Source organism: Mycobacterium sp. TY815, from assembly GCF_030755135.1.
GTDB lineage: Bacteria > Actinomycetota > Actinomycetes > Mycobacteriales > Mycobacteriaceae > Mycobacterium.
On sequence record NZ_JAUFRX010000001.1, the window covers coordinates 1,306,594 to 1,327,124 of the forward strand.

Here is a 20,531-nt window from a genome sequence, read left to right on the forward strand (position 1 = left end):
CGTTGCCATAACTGGGAATAATCCCTGATGACAGTGCCCGGCCTTCGGTTTGTGCGTGCAGATTTCCCGTCGCGGCCGAATTGTCGAGCGGAAAATACTGGCATGAGAGCGGTTTGGCGGGGGGTGCGGCGGGCGGTCCGGGCGCGGCCTGCCATAGCGTCGAAGATCGGCAGTGGCCGCTGTCGCGGTGAAGCTGCGACGATGTACAACAGCCCCCGATGGTCCGCGGAGCCCGCCGCGCCGTCACGTCATGACAGAGAGAATCGCGTCAATGCCCGCCGAACCCTCACATCCACCAGCCGCGGCACCCAAGCGGCCGCGGGTCCACGTCACGCCCGAGGAGCTGGAGAGATTCGGCGACGAGGAGCAGGTGCGCGCGGCGTGGGACGAGAGTCGGCTCCGTGACGAGCAGCCGCCGCATCACCGTTAGCCATACCGTTTCACTGCAAAGTGCGCTGGTAGCGGCGCATGCCGGCAATCCACCGCTCGTAATCGGCGCCCTTCTGCCGGTACATGGCCAACACCTCCGGGTGCGGCAGTACCAGAAATGTCCGGTCGGCAATGGCCTGAACCACGAGCCCTGCCACCGTCTCCGGGGTGACCACCGCCCCGGCACTGGTGACGGCGGCGCCGGCCATCCGCATCTCCGCGTCCGGCGATTCGGACATGCCGCGCAGCATGGGGGTGTCCACACCCATGGGGCACACGCAGCTGACACCTATTCCCTGGTCGCCATATCTGATGGCCAACCATTCGGCGAAGCCGACGGCGGCGTGCTTGGTGACGCTGTAGGGCGCCGCACCGAGCTGGGTCAGCAGGCCGGCGGCCGAGGCGACGGCCACGAAATGTCCCGCTCCACGCTCAAGCCATTGCGGCACAACGGCTTTGGCCGCCCGGATGTGGGCGCGCAGGTTGATGTCGATGATCCGGTCCCAGGCGGCTTCGTCGTCGCCGAGGCCGAGTTGGCCGTTGATGCCGGCATTGGCAACGTAAATGTCCACCGGCCCGAAGGCACGGCGTGCGGTGTCGAGCAGGGTTTCGATGCCGTCCGTGCTCGCGGCGTCGGCGGCTGTCCCCACGCCCCCGATCAGCGCCGCGGTCTCCGCCGCGGAATCCGCGTCGATGTCGCCTGCCACCACCGAGGCACCGGCCGCCGCCAGTGCCGCCGCAGTGGCCCTGCCAATGCCCGAACCCGCTCCGGTGACAACCGCCACCGATCCGTCGATCTTCACGGGCCCATGTCTACCGCATCGGTTGGGCACAAGGCGCTACCGACTGCCGGAACAGACGCGTGCCGTTCAGGTGCTTCGGGATGGGCCGGATCAGAATCCGCTGAAGCAGTCCTGACCGTTCTGTGACGAGGCGGGGATGGTCGCGTTCGTGGTCGAGAACGTCGCTTCCAGGCCGGTGTCGGTGACCTTGACGGTGTCGGCGTGGATGCCCAACGGATAATTCTGGGTCGCTTTGGACGTCAGACTGTCCAGGTTCTCCTGCACCGTGTTCGTCGACATCTTCGTGCCCAGGGCGGTCAGGTTGACGACCTGCAGCGACAGTCCGTTTTTCACAATCTGCGGCTTGACGGTGACGCTGTCGAGCATCCCCTTCAGTTCGATGGTTCCTTCGCCGGGATTGGTGGTGACCTTGCTGGTCACGAAGCTGCCCAGCACCGGGACGGCGTCTTGGACGGACTGCTTGATGCCGTCCGATGACCAGGTGATGGTGCCGTTCACTGCGCCGATGGTGCCCTTCGAGCCGCCGGCGTCGCTCAGTCGCAGGTCCTTGATGTCGATGCTGACCTTCATACCCTTGGCGCTGCGCACCTGGTTGCCGGCGGTCTGCACGGAGATGTCCGGGTAGGTGCTGCTGATGTACTGCCACAGCATCGGTGGCATGGCGGCGAACGACACCGTGGCGCTGTCCTCCACCTCACACGCGACGGCGCTCGCCACCTTGTTCCCGGCCAGGTGCCGAACGAGCAACTCGGCCCCGACCACGAGGGCCAGGACGACGGCCAGCACGATGGCCAGAATCAGAGGTTTCTTCGGCCGTCGGCGTGGTGTTTTTCGCCGGCGCGCTCTCGGGCGGCGGTTGGGTGGGCAGGCGGGTCGTGGCCTGTTCCGGCGGACCGGACTGTTCCTGTGCGGCGGGTGGGCGGGCCGGCGGAAACGGCGGCCCGGCAGCCAGCGGGCGGCCCGGCTGGGGAGGCTCTGGACGACGGGGTGGCTGCGGTGGGTTCTGCCGCGGTGGCGGCGGGTAGGGCCGACCGCCCTGCGGGATCCGCTGAGTCGGTGATCCCGACGGAGGTGGTGGCGGGGGCGCCGGCCGCCTGCCGGGTCCGGGCTCGGTGGGACGGTTCCATTCCGGCGGGTTCCCGCGGGGTGGCCCTTGCGGCGTTGTCACCACAACCATGGTGCCCTAACAAGCTGAATGTGTCTGCGGCGGAGCCTTGCCGATCAGCCCTTTGTGGACACCGAGACGTAGTCGACAAGCATCGGCTGTCCCGAAAGGGTGGCGCTGGTCGGGCCGCCTCCGAATGCGTCCGGGAAGCCTCCGCCCATCGCCACGTTCAGGATGACGAAGAACCCGTGGTGGGTGGCGTTGTTCCAGGCGGTGGCGGGGACCTGGTTGGAGTTGACGGTGAAGTAATTGTTGCCGTCGAGGTACCACCGCAACTGTTCGACGCTCGTACTGCGGTCCAGCTCGATGGCGTAGGTGTGGAAGCTGGTTTGCGCGCCCGTCACCGGTCGTTCGCCGGAACCGATTCCGGTGAACTCGTTGAACGGCCCGCCGGGAGCGGTGCCGCCGTGCACCGTGCCGAACACCGAACTGCGCCCGTTGATGCTTTCCATGATGTCCAGCTCGCCGATGCTGGGCCAGTTGCTGGCACCGACGGGCCGTGCCGCGTCACCAAGGGCCCAGAACGCCGGCCAGTAGCCGGGCCCGTTGGTGGTGTTGACATTGGGCTGCTGAATCGACGCCTCGATGCGCAGCACTCCGCCGGAAGGCGCCGCGAAGTCGGTGCGTTGCGTCTCGATCCGGCCCGACGTCCAGTTGCCGGCGGCGTCCCTGATCGGCTTGATCGCCAGGTGGCCGTTGCCGTCGAGGTAGACGTTGTTGGTGCTGTTGGTCATCGACTCGATCTCGCCGGTGCCCCAGTTTGTTGCTCCGCCGGGATAGCCGTGGCCCAGATCGTAGAGCCAGTTCGCGGTGTTGACGGGTGAGCCCGCGGAGCCCGTGAAGTCGTCTCGCCAGATCGTGGTGAATCCGCCACCGCCCCCACCGCTTCCGCTGGCGCCCGTGCCGCCTGTGGCACCCGTGGCCCCTGTTTGGCCGGCAGTGCCGAACAATCCGGCCGCACCGCCCGCCCCACCCAGGCCACCGGTGCCGCCGGGTCCACCGGCGACCGCCACGCCCGCGGCATTGACCGGGCCCCAACCGCGAGCGCCGGCTGGTGATGAAGGTGTCCACGGCGGCGAAAGCGCTCGGCGAGCGCTGGGAAGAAGTGCGGCGGTAGCACGCCAAAAATACGGCGGTTCCCCGGATTGGCAATGCCCTAAGGGTGGGATTAACGCGGCGAGTGCTCACCGCGCCCGCCCGGCGAGACAGGTCGCTCAGAGCCCCTTCCTTTGGAGCGCCTTCATCAACGATGGGCGCCTGCCATAGTCTTGCCGGACTTTTGCGATGTAATGCACGAAATCAGCACTGCGACCGCCTCTTTCATACAGCTCGGCCATTGTTGCCAGCGTCGCAGCAATGCCCGGGTAGAGCTTGGTGTTCGGATACCGCAGGTCTTTCTCGAGCGACTGCCGGTACAGATCTGCAGCCGCTACCGGCCGGGCCTCGGCCCCTTGCGCGGCGAGTTCCTTCCACGCCCAGCCCGGACCATAACGCTCGGCGGCCTCCCAGGCGGCGTCTACGTCTTCCTCACTGAGGCAGAGCTGGACCAGAACCGCCCCCGCGCCGGGGCCTGCAGCTAATCCCCGCGCGTGGTCAAGCGCCCAGGCGCGTTCGGTTTCGGCGCGATCGTACGTGGCGGCGAAGTCCAGCAGCACTCGATACGCACGGACCGAAGGCTGCCGGACGAAGTCGGCACGCAGAACGGCGATCGCATCGTCGATGCGGCCAATTCCCCGGTATGTATCGGCGACGTCGGACGGGTTCAGCCAATAGTTATTACCGCCGCCGTGGCTGCTGGTGCGCCCTTCGGCAACAGCCTGATCGATCCATGTGACTACCTCTGCGTCACGTCCGGCTGCCCGCAAGCGGGCGATGATCGCACCGTACTGCGGGTGTTCCCGGTCGTTCAAAAGGTCGACAGCGCGGTCGATATCGCCATCGTGATCGGCGAGTTCCAGCAACATGGTGTTGGCCTCGAGCCGGCTCCGGTAGTCACGACCTGCGTGCTGGCGGTCCAAGTCCGCGACCGCCGCGCGGTAGATCGCAAGCGCATGGTCGTCGAACGCGTCGATGAAATCCGCGAGGATCAGCGTCGGCCATCCCGGCGAGGTCGCCCGGAAAGTCGCCAGCCATCTTGCGAGTTCGACACCGTCTGGTTCACCCAGTCGACACGCTTGCGCGTACAGGTCGGCAGCCCGCTGGCATTCATCGGCAATCACACCCGACGAATCGTCCGCCTGCCCAGTGATTGTGCGTAGCAAAGTCAGCGCGGACAGCAGGGCCGGTCGCACGACTTCCGCGGACCCTCCATTGAGGTGAATTTCGAGTTCGTCGAGCACTTGGCTGCCCGCTTCCGCGACGACGTAGGACTCGCGGTAGTCGACGAATCCGCGGAATTCCAGGGCGTTTCGCACAACGGCCTCGAACTCGGCTTTCGCGGTCGTGTCGTCACCGGACGCGGCCGTGGCGCGAACCTCCAACATGCGGCGCACTTCGCCGTCGCGGTTGGCGAGGGTCATGACGAGCTCGCGAAGCTCGTCGATGTCCATCGCTTGCACGGTCGCTTCCAGCGCCGATGCCGCCCCAGTGGCCTCGGCGACGGCGCCGCTGTCTATTACCGCGAGACCGACTGCGACCAGGTGCTTGCAGAAGTGACCGTCGGCGGCGTGCGGGCATGTGCAGAAACCATCAGGTTGCGGACCGGACCACTCGAGCTGGACCACGTAGACCCGCTTGGCTTGGACCGACGCGCAGGCTCTCCCGGCCGTCGCTCGCAACCCTCGGACGTACCGGACATAGTCTTCACCCCGGGCATAGCTCCGGTCACCGGCCACCTCAAGCAGCGCCTTCTCCGACAACGGCATACCAACATGGTGCCCGATCGACTCCGCGACACCTCTAAGGTGAGCAGCATGGTCGAGCGACCGTACCTGCGCCTGGTGCCAGAACCCGTGTCGCGCCCGGATCTGCGTCGCGCACGCCGGGGCGACGCCGCGGTCTACCGGGTGCGGGTTCACCTCGACGACAGCGATCCGACGATCTGGCGACGGTTGGACCTGCGTTCCAACATGACGCTGGACCTGCTGCACCAGGTCCTGCAGGTGGCGTTCGACTGGACCGACTCGCACCTGCATCGTTTCTCACTCGGCGGCGGCGCCTTCGACCGCCACAGCCAGCTATTCCTATGTCCGTACGACGTGGACAACAAGGAGTGGCCCGAAGACGACGACGGCCTGCCCGCCGCCGAGACTCGACTCGACGAAACCCTCAGTGAGCCCGGCGATGTCCTGCACTACCTCTACGATTACGGTGACAACTGGGAGCTGACGCTACGTCTGGAACAAGTCTTTTCCGCCGAGAGTGACTGTCCCGCGGCGGTTGTCGTCGACGGTGAGCGAGCGGCTCCGCCGGAAGACTGTGGGCATTTGGTCGATGTGGACAGCCTCGCCGAGGTGCTCCCTGACCCCGCGCTGTTCGAGCCGGAACGGGTCAACAAGGGGTTCGGCGACGCGTATTTCGTGCTGCGCGAGGCAGGCATCGACGTGCGCCTGGTCGACCTGGTTCATCGGCTCACGTTCAGTCCGTATGGCGACGACCTGACGAAGGCGGCGCTCACCTTGGCCGGTGCGCGACAGTCGGACACGGTCGCTGTTGCCGACAATCTCCGGGCGTATCAGTGGTTTCTGGACCGCGCCAAAGACGGCGGCATTCCGTTGACGACCGCCGGATACCTCAAACCGGCTGACGTCGAGGAAGCCTCGAAAATCGTTCCTGTAATGAATGATTGGGTCGGCAAGAACAACCGCGAGATCCAATGCTATCCACTGTTGCGGTTCCGCGAAGGCGTGCAGTCGTTGGGACTGCTGCGTAAGCACAAGGGCACACTGTTGCTGACCAAGGCTGGCATAGTTGCCCAGCGTGACGCCGACAAGCTGTGGGAGCATCTGGCCGGTCGGTTGATTCCCAAGTCCGAAGAGAAGTTCGACGCACAAGCAACCATGCTGATGCTGGCCTTTGCGTCGGCTTCGGCCGGTTCCGAACTGCCGTTCGACAAGATGACAGCGCTGCTGGCCGATCTCGGCTGGCGCTACTCCGACGGTCGGTCTCTCTCGGAATCGTCCCTACGTCAACTCGCCATCTACCAAATCCTGCTCAACGTGACCGACCAGCCCGTCACCCGGGCACGGCGGAATATCGTGAGCCCTGCCGCAGCAGCACTGGCGCGTAGGGCGCTCGGCGGGAACTGAAGGCATAAGCAATGCTGAGGACGACCCAGAAGTCGTTGGCCGGCGCTTCGCGAAGCGCGCCGAGCGGTCGCCGAATGGCGCCGGGCCAGGTCCCCCAAACGCCGACAACCTCGCGATAGCTTGCTGACCCGCGCATGACGCTTATAGGACTCACAGTGCCACCACCCCAATTGACCAGCGGACAAATTCGACACAAGGGCAGCGCCACCGGCTGAGCCGGATGACGTGCACAGGCGCGCGCAGCGTGCACGGCGTGCTGTCGAACTGGCCGAACTCCCCTGAATGAGCCTGTCGAGCGCGCCGCCAGCACCCTTATGGTCCCCAGAATGGGCTGAACGACACGCAACAGTTGGGGTTAAGAATCTGCGGTATCGCAGCTCAAGGTCTACTTCTCTGCGTCGGGCTGACAGGATTTGAACCTGCGACCACTTGACCCCCAGTCAAGTGCGCTACCAAACTGCGCCACAGCCCGGTGCTGCCGATCCGTGAACCAGCAGCAGGTCGACAGCCTACCGCAGCCCCCAACCCGCTCCGCTAGGCCACCTGCGCGTCGCCCGCCGAGGCCCGCCGCCACAGCAGCGACGAGTACACCGTCCGCCCGTCGGGCAGGGTCAACTCCGACGACAGGGTGAGCTGGTCACCGTCCAGGTCGCTGTGCCGCAGGTGGAATTGGCCCAGGTAATTCGGCACCAGGGACAGCGTCGCCTGGTGGCGGATGTCGCCGGTGTCCTTGTCGACGAAGTACCGCCCGCTGTAGGCCAGATATCCCAGCGCCGCAGCGGCCGCCTGCTCCGTCGTGCCACCGCTGGCCACCGGCCGGTCGTAGTTCGGCCGGCCCGCGGACTGGATCTGCGCCGACATATAACCGTCGGGCGTGTACATGATCAGACCCTGGGCATCGTCACCATGCGGGTACCTGGGCGGTCCGTCGGGACTGTCCCGCTCCACGTAGGAAACCAGACTCCAGGCTCCGATAAGACTGTCCTGCAATGACTTTGACATGTCGAAAATCTCCTCAGTAGCGGGTGCGCGACCGGGTGTCGACCTTCGACACCCACGCCCGCAGCACCCGGGCGAGTTCGGCCTCGCGGCCGTAGAACCGCTGTGCCGGAACCGGCACGCTGACCGCGACCAGCACATCGCTCACGCCGTGCAGCACCGCGCCCACCGCGCAGATGCCTTCGGTCTGCTCTTCACAGTCATAGGCGACGCCGTCGGCCCGGACGCGATCCAGTTCGGCACGCAGTGCCGCCTGATCGGTGATGGTGTTCGTGGTCAGCTGCACCAGCCGCTTGGGCATGGCCTGAGCCAGCTGATCGGCGGGCAGCGCCGCCAGCAGAGCCTTGCCGTTGGCGCTGCAGTAAAGCGGGAACGTCTCCCCCACCGCACTCACCGCCTGCAGACGGTGCGGCGCGACGACCTGGTCGATGAACGCTGCGCGGTCGCCGTCCAGGATCGACAGGTCCACCGTCTCGTTCAAGCTGCGCGACAGCTCGGTCAAAAACGGGTGCATATCGGTCACGACACCGAGTCGCACCGTGTTGGCCATCCGCGCGATCTCCGGACCCAGCCGGTAGGGCCCGCGGCCACCCCGGCGCGAGGCGACCAGTCCCTCGTCTTCGAGCGCGTTCAGAATCCGGCTCACGGTCGAGCGGGCCATGCCGACCCGCTCACAGATGTCCGCCTGATTCAGCCCGCCCGGATGGGACTGCAGCACCCGCAGAATCTCCGCGGCCCGGGCAATGACCTGGATGCCGCCGCTGCGGGCCTCGGAGTTGTCAGGCAACGCTGTCACCGCAGAACTCCTCTCCCGGCCGGCAGCTGCAGCACGGCCTCGGCTTCTTCGACGGAGGCCAGCGTTAGGTCCAGGGCCTGCGCCAGACGCGTCGTGCGCGAGACCAGGGCCAGATTGCTCGGCGCCAGCTCACCCTTGCGCAAGTACAGCGTGTCCTCCAGACCTACGCGCGCATTGCCGCCCAGGGCCAAGCCCATCGCAGTGAGCTCAAGATTGGCCCGACCGATCGCGATGACTTGCCAGATCGCCCCCGGGGGAAGCCGGCGCACCATGGTGAGCAGATTATCGGCGGTGGCGGCCATGCCGCCCTGCACCCCGAGCACGATGCTGAATTGCAGCGGTTCGGCCAGCAGCCCTTCGGCCCACAGCCGCAGACACGCCTCCAGATGACCGGTGTCGTAGATCTCCAGCTCGGGTTTGATGTCCAGCTCGGCCATGCGTCCGGCGAGCCGGCGCACAGCAGTGGGCGGGTTGCGAAACTCCCCGGCGCCGAAGCTCATTGAGCACGGGTTGAGCGTGGCCATCCGCGGTCGCAGCTCCACCAGCTTCTCCCGTTCCTCGAACGGCACGCTGAGGCCAACTCCGGTCGACATCTGGATCAGGATCGGGCAGCGTTCGCCGATCAGATCCATCGTCCGTCGCGCGATGTCGAGATCGGCTGTCGGCCTTTCGTTTTCGTCGCGAAGATGGATGTGAGCGACGGACGCGCCCGCGTGATATGCCTGCTCGACGGCGGTCGCGATCTCCTCCGGCGTGGTGGGCAGGGCCGGATTGTCGGCTTTGGTGGCGATGGGTCCCGTCGGTGCGACGGTGACGATGACGCTCATGACCGGGCCCCGTCCGGATGCGCGATGGTGACGAGCAACAGTGCCTCGTCATCCGAGCGATTCAGGATCGACCTCGTCTCGCCCTTGGCCAGGTGCATGCTGTCGAGCCGGCCCAGCACCGTCTCCCCTTCGTCGGTGTAGATGACCAGCTCGCCGTCGAGCACGACGTACACCGTTTCCTCTGGGGCGGCGGACTTTTCGGCCATGCCGCCCGGGTGGTAGAGCGACACCCCCACCCAGAACCGCTCGGTGGTCCCGGCTTCCAGGCCCTGCAATCGCGAGGTGCACACGTGGTGATGCGCGGGAGCCACATACGTGGGAGCATCGCAGACGCGAGTCACGTTCATCCTCAGGCCGCCTCGCCCGTCTCGATGCGGTAGCTGCCGGTGGGATCGACGATCGCGACCAGACGCACGATGCAGCCGTCGCCGCCCACCCAGCGCCATGGGAACGCCGCGAAGGTGACCCGCTTTCCGGTGACCTTGTCCAGGTCGCCGCCGACATTTTCGAAGCCGTAGATGCCCTTGGACAGGATCGCCCGATGGCACGGTTCCCACTCCGGGAAGTCGTCGAGTACTTTGCGCCCGGTCAGCTGCTCGTATTCCGCCACCGCCCAGGGCAATAGGCCGCCCTGCGCTTCGGCCGGACCGTGCGGTGCGATCGCGGTGGCCAGCGGGTGATCCAGCGCCTGGGTGTCGGTGCCCACGGCCTTGACGCCCTTGGCGGCGAACCATTCACCGGCTTCTTTGTAGAAGCCCGGCGAGTAGGCGTAGTACTCGGCGCTGTCGGCGTACTTGTGGTGCCAGCCGGTGTTGACGATGACGATGTCGCCGGGCCGGATCTCCGGTGTGACGTTCTCCAGGTCGTCGGCGGTGACGACGCCCCACTTGTCCTTGGGAATCGAAACCACGACACCGGTGCCGAAGAATGCGCTCAACGGGATCTCTTCCAAGAACGGCGTGCCTTCGACCACGTGTGCGGGGGCGTCGATGTGGGTGCCGGAATGCATGACGGTGGTGATCTTCTGGGTCAGCACCCGGCTTTTCGCCATCCCGTGCAGCCGCTCGATCTTGACGTCCTCGAAGTAGGGCCATGCCGGCACGCCGTGCCCCCACGGGTGCGAGAGGTCGTAGAACTCCAATGCTGATTCGGCTTTACCGAGGGGCCAGGTGAATTCCATGGCTATGACATCCTTTCTGTGTTGAGTTGCTGACTGATGTGCCCGGCCAACCGGGCGGCCGTCTCTTCCCGGGCGCCTGGCGGCCAGTCGAGAAATCCCCGGCCCGTGCGTGCTCCCAGGTGGCCCGTGTCCACCAGCTCGCGCAGCAGCGGGCTGGGATGCGGGTCGCTGTTGATGTTCGGGATCACGGCGTCATGGATCGCCAGCGTCAGGTCCAGGCCGATGTAGTCGGCGTTCTCGAGGGGACCGAGCGCGGCCAGACGCAGCCCGATGGTGTTGCGCACCACCAAATCCACCGTCTCGGCGTCACAGATGCCCTCGGCCACCAACGCCATCGCCTCGCGCCACAGCGCATGTTGCAGACGGTTGCCGATGAATCCCGCGACGTCGCGACCGACCCGCACCGGCAGCTTCCCTGCCTGGTTCAGCAACGCGACGATTCGGTCGACGGTGTCGGCGTGCGTCCGCTCGCTGGGGATGACCTCGACGACCGGGATGAGGTCGGGCGGATTCCAAAAGTGCGTGCCGATGACGCGGCCGCCGTCTTCGACCCGCTCGGTGACGGCGCCGATCGGCAGCACGGAGGTGTTGGTGGCCAGGACCGCACCACGCGGCGTCAGTCCGGCCAGGCGCTCGAAGAGTTCCTGCTTGACAGCGAGGTTTTCGACGATGGCCTCGACCAGCAGGTCGCAATCCCGCACCGCCGCAGCCAGATCGGCGGTGGCAGACACCGAACCGCGCTGCGCCCCGGACACCTCGTTTGCCTCTGCGGCTGCGGCAGCGAGGATTTCGGCGTTGGTGTCGGTGATGACGACGTCGAGTCCCGCCGAGGCCAGCACACCCGCGATGCGACGGCCCATCAGGCCGGCGCCGACCACCGCCGCACGGGTGAAGCCGGGCGAGCTCAGCATGCGGTGTACCCCCCGTCCAGATACATCACCTGGCCGGTGTAGAAACTAGAGGCGTCACTGAGCAGATAGATCAGGGCGCCGACGAAATCTTCGGGTTCTGCGAAGCGTCCCAGGGGGATTCGGGCGAACATGGTTTCCCGGGTGGTGCGTCCTTTTTCATCGTCGGCGTACATCCACTCGGTCAGTTCGGACCGGAATACCGTGGGGGCAAGGGCGTTCACCCGGATGCCGTTTGTGCCCCACTCGGCGGCCAGCGACTTGGCGAGCAGATCGGTTCCCGCTTTGGACGGACAGTAGGCGCTGTAGCCCGCGCTGTGGCCCAATGCCCCACGCACGGAGGACACCAGCACGATGCTGCCGCCGAGCCCCTGCTCGAGCATGACCCGCCCGGCCGCCTGACTGACCAGCCACGCGCCCCGCACGTTGGCCCCCATCACCTTGTCGAAGTCCTCGACGGCCATCTCGGTGATGGGCTGGACGTGGTTCATGCCGGAGGCGACCAGCACCCCGTCCAGCCGTCCGTGACGCGCGACGGCAGCCTCGACCATGGCCTGTGCGTCGGCCGGGGTTTCGGGCCGGCACGGAACCACCACCGCACCGTCGATACCGGCGTCGTCGACCAGGTCGGCCAGGCCGGCCGCATTGCCGCCGGCCAGGGTCAGCCGGGCTCCCGCGTCGGCGAGCGCCCGTGCCGCGACACGGCCGAGTGAACCGGTCGCTCCGGTGATCAATATCGACTTGTCCCGGACGCTGAACCGCGTCTGGCTTTTGCTGAGAGCCTGCTGCGTCGTCATCGGAATACCTCGCTAATCCCACGATGCGGTCATCTATATCCGCTATACGAGAGATGTTAGGAAGCGTCGTCCGCGCATGTCAACGGCATATTCCTGTGACGTAGCTTTCTATGCCCGCATCGTGGGAATCATCAATGCGGGAGCGATTAACCGGGTGCGATCAGCGGCGCTTGGCCGAGCGCTTCTCCCGCATGCGCACGTTGATCCGGATCGGGCTGCCCTCGAATCCGAACGTTTCGCGCAGCCGCCGCTCCAGGAACCGGCGGTAGCCGGCTTCCAGGAATCCGGTGGTGAACAGCACGAACGTCGGCGGGCGGGCAGTGGCCTGAGTGGCGAACAGGATGCGTGGCTGCTTGCCCCCGCGCACCGGCGGCGGCGTCGCCGCCACCACCTCCTTGATCCAGCTGTTCAGCGGCCCGGTCGGAATCCTGGCGTCCCACGAAGCCAGCGCGGTTTCCATCGCGGGCACCAGCTTCTGCACCGCCCGGCCGGTCTTGGCGGAGATGTTGACCCGCTGGGCCCAGCGCACCTGCACCAGCTCCCGGTCAATTTCACGGTCCAGCAGGTCGCGCCGATCCTCGTCGACGAGGTCCCACTTGTTGTAGGCGATCACCAGCGCGCGGCCGGCCTCGATCACCATCGACAGCACCCGCAGGTCCTGTTCGGTGAGCGGCTGCGAGGCGTCGATCAGGATGATCACCACTTCCGCCGCGTCGATGGCGCCTCGGGTGCGCACCGAGGCATAAAACTCGTGACCGCTGGCCTGCCCGACCTTGCGCCGTAGACCGGCCGTGTCGACGAACCGCCACACCTTGCCGCCCAGCTCGATCAGCGAGTCCACCGGATCGACCGTCGTTCCGGCGACGTCGTGGACCACCGATCGCTGGTCGCCGGCCAGCTTGTTCAGCAGGGAGCTCTTGCCCACGTTCGGTTTTCCGACCAGGGCTACCCGGCGCGGGCCACCGCCGCTCGACGTGACCTCCGAGACCTCGGGCACCGCGTCCAGCACCGCGTCGAGCAGCTCGGCGACGCCGCGACCGTGCATGGCGCTGATCGCGAAGGGCTCGCCCAGACCCAGAGACCACAGCTCGGCGGCGTCGGATTCGGCCCTCTCGCTGTCAACCTTGTTGGCCGCCAAGAACACCGGCTTGCCCGAGCGCAGCAGGATGCGGGCGGCGGCCTCGTCGGCCGCGGTCGCCCCGACCGTGGCATCGACCACCAGGATCACCGCGTCGGCGGTGCGCATCGCCACCGACGCCTGCTCGGCCACCAACTGCTGCAGGCCTTTTGCGTCGGGTTCCCATCCCCCGGTGTCCTGCACCACGAATCGGCGCCCGGTCCATAGCGCGTCGTAGGACACCCGGTCCCGGGTCACACCCGGGACGTCCTGCACCACCGCTTCGCGCCGGCCGATGATCCGGTTCACCAACGTCGACTTGCCGACATTGGGTCGCCCCACGATCGCCACGACGGGCGCCGGGCCGGCCTCGGCGAACTCATCCGATCCGGATTCCGCTATTTCCCAGTCATTTTCGTCGGACCAGGTACCGTCCTCGGTCATCGCACCGCCCCACTTCGCTGGATGACCAACTCCTGCAGATGAGCGATCACCTGCGCCTCGGTCATGTCGCTGGTGTCGACGACGATCGCGTCCGGCGCGGCGCGCAGCGGCGACACCGCCCGGGTCGAGTCGAGGTGGTCGCGGCGGCGGACGTCGGCCAGGACTGCCTTGTAATCATCGGCCAGCCCCGACCGGATGTTCTGCGCGTTGCGTCGCTGCGCGCGCGTCTCGGCGGAGGCGGTCAGGTAGATCTTCACCGGCGCGTCCGGGAACACCACTGTCCCGATGTCACGTCCCTCGACGACGATCGTCTCTGGGCCCTCGGCCATCTGGCGCTGAATGTCGACCAGGCGGTGACGGACGGAGGGTACCGCCGACACCGCGGACACCGCCCGGGTGACATCGTCGCCGCGAATCTCGGCGGAAACGTCTTCGCCGCACAGGAAGAAGCTGCTCGCGTCGGGGTCGTAGCCCACCGAAAGCTCTGCCGTGGCGGCGGTTTCACTCACCGCCTCGGCGTCGGCGGGATCGATTCCGGCGCGCAGCACCGCCAGTGTCACCATCCGGTACATCGCTCCGGTGTCGAGGAAACGCGCACCCAGTCCGCGCGCCAATCCCCGTGATACCGAGGACTTTCCGGTCCCCGCCGGACCGTCGATCGCCACTACCACGCTCACAACCCCACCGCCTTGTACAGTTGCCCGATCTCGTCGTGCCGCAGGGCCCGCACCGAGCCGGGGCGCTGCTTGCCGAGCGTCACCGCGCCGATGTCGGTGCGCACCAGCGCCTCGACCGGGAACCCGACCGCCGCCAGCAACCGGCGGACGATCCGGTTGCGGCCCTCGTGCAGCGTCACCCGCACCAGCGACTTGCCCGGAATGGAGTCCACCACCGCGAAGTCGTCGAGCCGGACCGGGCCGTCGTCCAATTCGATGCCGGCCCGCAGCTGCTTGCCCAGCCCGCGCGGCACCGCACCGGTGACAGTGGCGAGATAGGTTTTGGGCACCTGGTGGGAAGGGTGCATCAAACGGTGTGCCAGCTCCCCGTCGTTGGTCAGCAGGATCAACCCTTCGGTGTCGGCGTCCAATCGCCCGACGTGGAACAACTTCTTGTTGCCGCGTACTTTTCGTTCGATCAGATCGCCGATGCACGGCCGGCCCCGATCATCGGACATGGTCGAGTGCATACCGCGCGGCTTGTTCAGCGCGAGGTAGACCAGCGAATCGTCCAGGACCACCCGGCCACCGTCGACGCGGATCACCGAAGCGTCCGGATCGACCCGGGTGCCCAGCTCGGTCACCACCTGACCGTCGACCTCAACCCGGCCGTCGATGATCATGCGCTCGGCTGCCCGGCGCGAGGCAATCCCGGCCTGGGACAACACTTTCTGCAGGCGGATCCCCCGCTGCTCGTCGGAGCCGGCCATCAGTCGTGGTCCACGTCGAACGTCAGCGGCTGATCGGAGGGCCGGCCACCGTTGAGTTTGATAAATCGTGGCTCGCTGTCCAGGGACTCGCTGAGGTCGTCGATGGTGTCGACATCGGGCAACAACGGTGCGATATCGGGCAGTTCGGACAACGACGTCAGGCCCAGCCGTTCGAGGAACAGCTCGGTGGTGGCGAAAGTGACTGCGCCGCTGTCTTCGTCGTTGCCGACTTCGGTGATCAGACCGCGCGCCAACAAGGTTCGCATCACGGCGTCCACGTTGACACCGCGCACCGCACTCACCCGCGCGCGGGTCACCGGCTGGCGGTAGGCCACCACGGCGAGCGTCTCCAGCGCGGCCCTGGTGAGTTTGCTGCGCGCACCGTCCAGCAGAAGTTTCTCGACGTAGGGCGCAAAACGCGCCCGGGTGTAGAGCCGCCAGCCCTCGCTCGTCTGGCGCAGGTCGATACCGCTGTCGCGCTCGGTGAGTTCGTCGGCCATCAACCGCAGCTTGGCCCCGACCCGGTAGACGGGTTGCTCGGTGGCCGAGGCCAGCGCCTCCGCGGTCACCGGGGTGTCCACCACCAGCAACAGCGATTCGAGCACCCGGCCGAGCTCATCGGGGTCCATCTCGGCGGGTTCGGCGATATCCGGGATGCCAGCATCCAGCTCGCCACTGGGCGGCAGTTGGGTCATCTACTGATCTCGCACTTCTAGCAACGATTCGCTCGTTGGCCGTTCCCCGGTCCACGAAACCTGGAGCACGCCAAGGGGCTCGGACTGGTCGAATGCTACAGCCCGCGACCGATACAGTTCGAGCAGCGCAAGGAAGCGCCCGACGATCTCGACCGGCACGGTGCAGTCGGCTACCAGCTCCGAGAACGAGGCCCACTGGCCGCTGCCGCGCCCTTCCAGCATGGTCAGGATGTGCCGGGCCTGCTCGGGCACCGACACCGGCTCCACGTGCAGATGCCCGAGGCCCACCGTCGGAACCGGACGCGGGGTGAAGGCGATTGCCGCGATCTCGGCGAACCGGTGCGCGTCGACACCGATCATCACCTCGGGCAGCAGGCCCTCGAAGCGCTCCTCGATCGCCACCGAGCGGGGATAGCTGCGCATCGCGGTGGCTTCCAGCTCGGCGAACATCTCTGCGACGTGCTTGAAGGCCCGGTACTGCAACAGGCGCGCGAACAACAGGTCGCGTACTTCCAGCAGTGCCAGGTCTTCCTCGTCGTCGACCTGGCCGGTAGGCAGCAGCCGTGCGGCTTTGAGGTCCAGCAGGGTGGCGGCGACCACCAGGAACGCTGTCGTCTCTTCGAGATCCAACTGCGCGCCGATGGTCTTGGTGTACGCGATGAAATCGTCGGTGACCTGGTGTAGCGCCACCTCGGTGACGTCGAGCCGGTGGGCGAAGATGAGCTGCAGGAGCAGGTCGAACGGCCCTTCGAAGTTGGTCAGCCGGACCTGGAACCCGCTCTCGGATGGCGCCGGACTGTCAGGGCCGCTCACACGCCGAATCGGTCGATGAACTCGCGGGCGAGTGAGCGATACGCAAGCGCACCTGCTGACCGGGGCGCCCATGTGGTGATGGGTTCGCCCGCGACACTGGTCTCCGGGAAGCGGACGGTGCGGGTGATCACGGTGTCGAACACTAGATCACCGAACCGTTCGACGACGCGGGCCATCACCTCGCGGGAGTTCACGGTACGTGGGTCGTAGCGGGTGATCACGATGCCGCTGATGTCCAGCTTGGGGTTCAGGCGGTCGCGCACCTTGTCCACGGTGTTGGTGAGCAGCGCCAGGCCACGCAGCGAGAAGAATTCGCATTCGGTGGGGATGACGACGCCTTCGGCGCAGGCCAGGCCGTTGACGGTGAGCAGCCCCAGAGACGGCTGGCAGTCGATCAGCACGTAGTCATAGCGGTCCAGCACCGGATACAGCGCGCGGGCCAGCGTCTGCTCCCGCCCCACCTCGTTCACCAGCTGAATCTCGGCGGCCGACAGGTCGATGTTGCTGGGCACCAGGTCCAAGTTCTTGACCCGGGTGTTGATCAGCACGTCGTCGACCGACACCCGCGACTCCACCAGCACGTTGTGAATGGTTTTTTCCAGCTCGTAGTGCGGCACACCCAGACCGGCGGACAGCGCCCCCTGCGGGTCCATGTCCACCAGCAGCACCCGCCGGCCGTATTCGGCAAGAGCGGCGCCCAGGTTGATCGTCGATGTGGTTTTACCGACGCCACCCTTCTGGTTGCACATCGCGACGACCTTTGCTGGGCCGTGGCTGGCCAGTGGTTTCGGATCAGGAATCGCCCGCGGCGGCCGGCCGGTCAGGCCGATCTCTGGACCCGAGTGGTCGGTCATGCCCGGTGGCGGTGGGTGGTGACGGGCGTCAGCGTGGACATTGCAGGAAAGTCTAACGGCTGGGTGTGCTTGCGCCGGCAGACCCGCTGGCAAATCAATCGGCTGGGAGATCTGCGCCCGATGCGGCGGTACACGCCGCCACTTTCCAGCTGGGTGACGCTGACTTTGCGCTGAAGACATCGCAGCCCGTGGACGATGAGCGAGACCGATCCGACGATCGAGCCCGCGCTGGTCAACCAAGGCGGGCTCGCGCGCCGCAATCGATGAGCTCGTCCCGCAGGCGGATCCGGCGTGCGACTCGCAGCGGCCGAGCTCAGAGCCGGAAGTCCCCCATGCTGTCGTCGCCGGCCTGCTCATCGGCGTCGAGCAAAGCCAAGTGCTCTGGCTGGAACCACCTGCTGAGCAAAAGGCGCAACGGCACCAGCATCGCGATGAACAAGGGGAACAAGATTCCTGCCGGGCTGCTCTTGAGGATCCACAACACCACCAGACAAAGAACCTGGACCAAGGTGAACAGATGTATGACTTTCCAGGGAACATGACGAACGTAGTGGGTGTTGGGGTACAGGTTGCGGTCCGTCAACCACAGTTTCAACCGCGCATAGAAGTCCGTCCCGTTGAGGGTGGCGAAACCCATGAACAGGAATAGGCCGAAAAGTACCTCAGTCGGAATTTTCTTGATCAGCGGCAACACGAAGAGCGAGGCCGCAATCAGGATATGAATTGTGAGCGGGGAGACTCGATTTTCTCGGACAGTCAGGATGCGCTCGGCGCCGGACTCGTCGCCTTGAGACTGGTTTGCACCAAATCCCTGTGACACATAAGTGTCGACAGGTCGTCTGGTGGTCGCCAGACTCTTGACGTGGTTCAGGGAATGGACGGTGGCCGCCACAATCCAGGGCAAACCGAACACGGAGCACACCGCGGTGATGACGCCGACGACAGCCAGGTCAAGGTGATAGCCGCCACCTTTTCGGAGGGCATGCGAAGGGCTGTTGACCAGACGAGTCGTGATGTTCTGGTCGAGAAACAGCAGAACGGTGACCAGTACAGCCGGCCCGAGGCAAGCGACAATCACCGAGACTGGCACCGAGAACATGTCGACGAGCCAGGACCGGCCGGTGCTGGTGCCGAATTGGCTGGGAATGGCCACATCCGCCACCTGGACCTCCGGCAACGTCAAGGCGAATATTGTCATCAGCGCTATGGCGATGGTGGGCCCGAAATCTGCCACGAATTCGCGGAAAGTGCGCTGGACATACCTGGTCTGCAGGAAGGTCTTGAAGGTGCGGGCTAACAGGAATGTTCCCAAAGCGAGGACCAGAGTCATCAGGGCGGTCGCGTCGTTGCGCGGTGACGCGATGAAGGGCGACACCACGGAGCGCGCTGCTTCGACGATAAAGATGACAGCGATGAGGACGGCGAAGATCTCGTCGACGAAGCGGGTGAAGAATTTCATGAGCGCGCTGGCATCGGTCACCGCGAGGACCAGAATAAGAATGCCCGACCAGACTCCTACCCAGGCGTAGACCGGCAGAAATGGAAGGTCGAAACGCAGGCACATCGTGTACAGCAGGCCGGTGAAGATGACGATGGGGCCGGTGCCGCCCAAAATTGTTAGGGGTTGGGCGGACAAAAGCGCGAACAGGATTCCGCCGATGGCGGTTGCCACAATCATTTCCACGATGCCGACCTCACCGTGGGTCATGACACTGGTGAGACCACCGAAAGCAATAGCATTCGCAAGGCAGGCGAAAAAGAGAAAACTTACAGACGCCGAGACTTTCGAATGTAGCCCGTCCTTGAAGTCGCTGATATAGCAAGGTAGCTTTCGCCGTACATCCGCCCGAAGACCGCCGCCGAATCGGCCGGTGTAGGTCAAGAGGCCGATCTTCTGCGCTTGTGGGGCGTCCGGCACGCTGCTCCGTCTGCTTGACACAGATCCACCCTCCAGTCGAAACACACCCGACCCGCTCCGAGCCGAGTTGCCGACCAGACTTTCCGGCGCACCTATTGCCAACATGCCTTGCCGCCCTGACAAGAAGCAACCCCAGACTGGGTGCGCAGCGGTGCTCATTGGAGACTCATAGGCCAACCGGGGCGAAAAGAGATTCCGAATTGCGCGGCATGTGAGCGCCTATCGTGGAGGTCCATGGATCTCAAACGACGCATACCCCTGCTGCGGTGGTCGGTGTGGCGGATGGCCACCGGGGCACGCAACATCACCAGGACCGGCCAGATCGGTGACGGACGTGAGGCGGCGGTGGTCGACTACGTGGTGAACCACGCGCGCGCCGGTGACATCGACGACGTGTTGGCCACCATCGACAAGTTCGCCTACGAGAAGTCGATGTTGATCAATGTCGGCGACGAGAAGGGCCAACTGCTCGACGCCGCCGTGCGCCGCGCCAACCCGTCGCTCGCGCTCGAGCTCGGTACCTATGTCGGATACGGCGCCCTGCGGATCGCGCGGGCCGCGCCGCAGGCCAAGGTGTTCTCGATCGAACTCGCCGAGGCCAACGCCGCCAACGCCCGGCGGATCTGGAGTCACGCCGGCGTGGCCGACCGGGTGACGTGTGTGGTCGGCACCATCGGCGACGGGGGACGCACCTTGGACGTGCTGGCCGACGATCACGGATTCACCTCTGAGGCAGTCGATTTTCTCTTCCTGGACCACGACAAAGACGCCTACCTGGACGACCTGCAGAGCATCTTGGCCCGCGGGTGGCTGCACCGGGGATCGATCGCTGTCGCCGACAATGTCCGGGTGCCCGGCGCGCCGAAGTACCGCGCCTACATGCGGGAACAACAGGGCAAGACGTGGAACACCGTCGAGCACAAGACACATCTCGAGTATCAGTCGATGGTGTCCGACCTGGTGCTGGAGTCCGAGTACCTCGCTTAGGCGCGCGAGCAGGCGCAAAATCCCGTTGGAGCGAATGCTCCACGGTGATTTTGCGTCTGCTCGCGCCAGGTGGGTGACCCGCGCGCAGCGCCAGTTGGGTGACCCGCGCGGGGCGCCAGTTGGGTG

Annotated in this window: 21 protein-coding genes and 1 tRNA gene; 3 read left to right on the plus strand and 19 right to left on the minus strand. The window is 65.9% G+C overall.

The window, feature by feature from the left end; all coding sequences use genetic code 11:
• Window positions 1-271: 271 nt before the first annotated feature.
• Entirely contained in the window at window positions 272-430 is a 159-nt protein-coding gene (locus tag QXK92_RS05540; RefSeq protein ID WP_306240663.1) for a hypothetical protein, read from the plus strand.
• Window positions 431-440: 10 nt separating this feature from the next.
• Here QXK92_RS05540 and QXK92_RS05545 read toward each other — a convergent pair whose 3' ends face one another.
• The 4 genes from QXK92_RS05545 to QXK92_RS05560 form a co-directional block, all read right to left on the minus strand.
• Window positions 441-1,232: an SDR family oxidoreductase gene (locus tag QXK92_RS05545; RefSeq protein WP_306240664.1), complete on the minus strand. Its 792-nt coding sequence runs from the start codon at window positions 1,230-1,232 to the stop codon at window positions 441-443.
• Between the two features lie 90 nt (window positions 1,233-1,322).
• Entirely contained in the window at window positions 1,323-2,018 is a 696-nt protein-coding gene (locus tag QXK92_RS05550; protein WP_306240665.1) for a DUF2993 domain-containing protein, read from the minus strand.
• A 435-nt stretch (window positions 2,019-2,453) separates the two neighbouring features.
• Window positions 2,454-3,410: a glycoside hydrolase family 16 protein gene (locus QXK92_RS05555; RefSeq protein ID WP_306240666.1), complete on the minus strand. Its 957-nt coding sequence runs from the start codon at window positions 3,408-3,410 to the stop codon at window positions 2,454-2,456.
• 201 nt (window positions 3,411-3,611) lie between these two features.
• Window positions 3,612-5,261, minus strand: a complete 1,650-nt coding sequence (locus tag QXK92_RS05560; protein ID WP_306240667.1) for an SWIM zinc finger domain-containing protein — start codon at window positions 5,259-5,261, stop codon at window positions 3,612-3,614.
• Window positions 5,262-5,309: 48 nt separating this feature from the next.
• Between QXK92_RS05560 and QXK92_RS05565 the strand changes: the two genes are divergently transcribed.
• Entirely contained in the window at window positions 5,310-6,644 is a 1,335-nt protein-coding gene (locus tag QXK92_RS05565) for a plasmid pRiA4b ORF-3 family protein (RefSeq protein WP_306240668.1), read from the plus strand.
• Window positions 6,645-7,042: 398 nt separating this feature from the next.
• On the opposite strand, the gene QXK92_RS05570 is transcribed toward QXK92_RS05565, so the two are convergent.
• The 15 genes from QXK92_RS05570 to QXK92_RS05640 form a co-directional block, all read right to left on the minus strand.
• Window positions 7,043-7,116 (minus strand) — tRNA-Pro (locus QXK92_RS05570).
• 62 nt (window positions 7,117-7,178) lie between these two features.
• Entirely contained in the window at window positions 7,179-7,646 is a 468-nt protein-coding gene (locus tag QXK92_RS05575) for a lipocalin-like domain-containing protein (RefSeq protein ID WP_306240669.1), read from the minus strand.
• A gap of 13 nt (window positions 7,647-7,659) precedes the next feature.
• Complete coding sequence (locus QXK92_RS05580; protein WP_306244216.1) at window positions 7,660-8,430, minus strand: IclR family transcriptional regulator; 771 nt, start codon at window positions 8,428-8,430, stop codon at window positions 7,660-7,662.
• 5 nt (window positions 8,431-8,435) lie between these two features.
• Window positions 8,436-9,266 (minus strand): 3-keto-5-aminohexanoate cleavage protein, encoded by an 831-nt coding sequence (locus tag QXK92_RS05585; RefSeq protein ID WP_306240670.1) that lies wholly within the window; start codon window positions 9,264-9,266, stop codon window positions 8,436-8,438.
• Window positions 9,263-9,613, minus strand: coding sequence for a cupin domain-containing protein (locus QXK92_RS05590; RefSeq protein ID WP_306240671.1), 351 nt, complete (start codon window positions 9,611-9,613; stop codon window positions 9,263-9,265). The genes QXK92_RS05585 and QXK92_RS05590 overlap by 4 nt, the downstream gene beginning before the upstream one ends.
• Window positions 9,614-9,615: 2 nt before the next feature.
• The gene (locus QXK92_RS05595; protein ID WP_306240672.1) at window positions 9,616-10,446 is read right to left on the minus strand and encodes a cyclase family protein; all 831 of its coding nucleotides are present in this window, start codon (window positions 10,444-10,446) and stop codon (window positions 9,616-9,618) included.
• A 2-nt stretch (window positions 10,447-10,448) separates the two neighbouring features.
• Window positions 10,449-11,357 (minus strand): 3-hydroxyacyl-CoA dehydrogenase family protein, encoded by a 909-nt coding sequence (locus QXK92_RS05600; protein WP_306240674.1) that lies wholly within the window; start codon window positions 11,355-11,357, stop codon window positions 10,449-10,451.
• Window positions 11,351-12,151 carry an SDR family NAD(P)-dependent oxidoreductase gene (locus QXK92_RS05605; RefSeq protein ID WP_306240675.1) on the minus strand — a complete coding sequence of 267 codons (801 nt, stop codon included), beginning with the start codon at window positions 12,149-12,151 and terminating at the stop codon, window positions 11,351-11,353. The genes QXK92_RS05600 and QXK92_RS05605 overlap by 7 nt, the downstream gene beginning before the upstream one ends.
• Window positions 12,152-12,311: 160 nt before the next feature.
• Complete coding sequence (gene der, locus QXK92_RS05610; protein ID WP_306240677.1) at window positions 12,312-13,712, minus strand: ribosome biogenesis GTPase Der; 1,401 nt, start codon at window positions 13,710-13,712, stop codon at window positions 12,312-12,314.
• Window positions 13,709-14,389 (minus strand): (d)CMP kinase, encoded by a 681-nt coding sequence (gene cmk / locus QXK92_RS05615; protein ID WP_306240678.1) that lies wholly within the window; start codon window positions 14,387-14,389, stop codon window positions 13,709-13,711. The genes der and cmk overlap by 4 nt, the downstream gene beginning before the upstream one ends.
• Window positions 14,386-15,138 carry a pseudouridine synthase gene (locus QXK92_RS05620; protein ID WP_306240679.1) on the minus strand — a complete coding sequence of 251 codons (753 nt, stop codon included), beginning with the start codon at window positions 15,136-15,138 and terminating at the stop codon, window positions 14,386-14,388. Before QXK92_RS05620 ends, cmk begins: the two co-directional genes overlap by 4 nt.
• Window positions 15,138-15,833 (minus strand): SMC-Scp complex subunit ScpB, encoded by a 696-nt coding sequence (gene scpB, locus QXK92_RS05625; RefSeq protein WP_306240680.1) that lies wholly within the window; start codon window positions 15,831-15,833, stop codon window positions 15,138-15,140. The genes QXK92_RS05620 and scpB overlap by 1 nt, the downstream gene beginning before the upstream one ends.
• Window positions 15,834-16,718 carry a segregation/condensation protein A gene (locus QXK92_RS05630; RefSeq protein ID WP_371934495.1) on the minus strand — a complete coding sequence of 295 codons (885 nt, stop codon included), beginning with the start codon at window positions 16,716-16,718 and terminating at the stop codon, window positions 15,834-15,836.
• On the minus strand, window positions 16,643-17,500 hold the full coding sequence (locus QXK92_RS05635; RefSeq protein ID WP_306240681.1) for a ParA family protein: 858 nt from the start codon (window positions 17,498-17,500) through the stop codon (window positions 16,643-16,645). Before QXK92_RS05635 ends, QXK92_RS05630 begins: the two co-directional genes overlap by 76 nt.
• A gap of 313 nt (window positions 17,501-17,813) precedes the next feature.
• A complete protein-coding gene (locus tag QXK92_RS05640; RefSeq protein WP_306240682.1) occupies window positions 17,814-19,418 on the minus strand; it encodes a sodium bicarbonate transporter family protein in 1,605 nt (534 codons plus the stop codon).
• A gap of 234 nt (window positions 19,419-19,652) precedes the next feature.
• On the opposite strand from QXK92_RS05640, the gene QXK92_RS05645 reads away from it, so the two are divergent.
• A complete protein-coding gene (locus QXK92_RS05645) occupies window positions 19,653-20,405 on the plus strand; it encodes an O-methyltransferase (protein ID WP_306240683.1) in 753 nt (250 codons plus the stop codon).
• Window positions 20,406-20,531 lie beyond the last annotated feature (126 nt).

Coding starts and splice junctions, on each gene's coding strand:
- der (WP_306240677.1), bottom strand. CDS start 13,712: ATGACCGAGGACGGTACCTGGTCCGACGAAAATGACTGGGAAATAGCG.
- QXK92_RS05620 (WP_306240679.1), bottom strand. CDS start 15,138: ATGGCCGGCTCCGACGAGCAGCGGGGGATCCGCCTGCAGAAAGTGTTG.
- QXK92_RS05645 (WP_306240683.1), top strand. CDS start 19,653: ATGGATCTCAAACGACGCATACCCCTGCTGCGGTGGTCGGTGTGGCGG.
- QXK92_RS05600 (WP_306240674.1), bottom strand. CDS start 11,357: ATGCTGAGCTCGCCCGGCTTCACCCGTGCGGCGGTGGTCGGCGCCGGC.
- QXK92_RS05630 (WP_371934495.1), bottom strand. CDS start 16,718: ATGGGCGCCCCGGTCAGCAGGTGCGCTTGCGTATCGCTCACTCGCCCG.
- QXK92_RS05595 (WP_306240672.1), bottom strand. CDS start 10,446: ATGGAATTCACCTGGCCCCTCGGTAAAGCCGAATCAGCATTGGAGTTC.
- QXK92_RS05565 (WP_306240668.1), top strand. CDS start 5,310: ATGGTCGAGCGACCGTACCTGCGCCTGGTGCCAGAACCCGTGTCGCGC.
- QXK92_RS05575 (WP_306240669.1), bottom strand. CDS start 7,646: ATGTCAAAGTCATTGCAGGACAGTCTTATCGGAGCCTGGAGTCTGGTT.
- QXK92_RS05590 (WP_306240671.1), bottom strand. CDS start 9,613: ATGAACGTGACTCGCGTCTGCGATGCTCCCACGTATGTGGCTCCCGCG.
- scpB (WP_306240680.1), bottom strand. CDS start 15,833: ATGACCCAACTGCCGCCCAGTGGCGAGCTGGATGCTGGCATCCCGGAT.
- QXK92_RS05635 (WP_306240681.1), bottom strand. CDS start 17,500: ATGACCGACCACTCGGGTCCAGAGATCGGCCTGACCGGCCGGCCGCCG.
- QXK92_RS05605 (WP_306240675.1), bottom strand. CDS start 12,151: ATGACGACGCAGCAGGCTCTCAGCAAAAGCCAGACGCGGTTCAGCGTC.
- QXK92_RS05585 (WP_306240670.1), bottom strand. CDS start 9,266: ATGAGCGTCATCGTCACCGTCGCACCGACGGGACCCATCGCCACCAAA.
- QXK92_RS05560 (WP_306240667.1), bottom strand. CDS start 5,261: ATGCCGTTGTCGGAGAAGGCGCTGCTTGAGGTGGCCGGTGACCGGAGC.
- QXK92_RS05540 (WP_306240663.1), top strand. CDS start 272: ATGCCCGCCGAACCCTCACATCCACCAGCCGCGGCACCCAAGCGGCCG.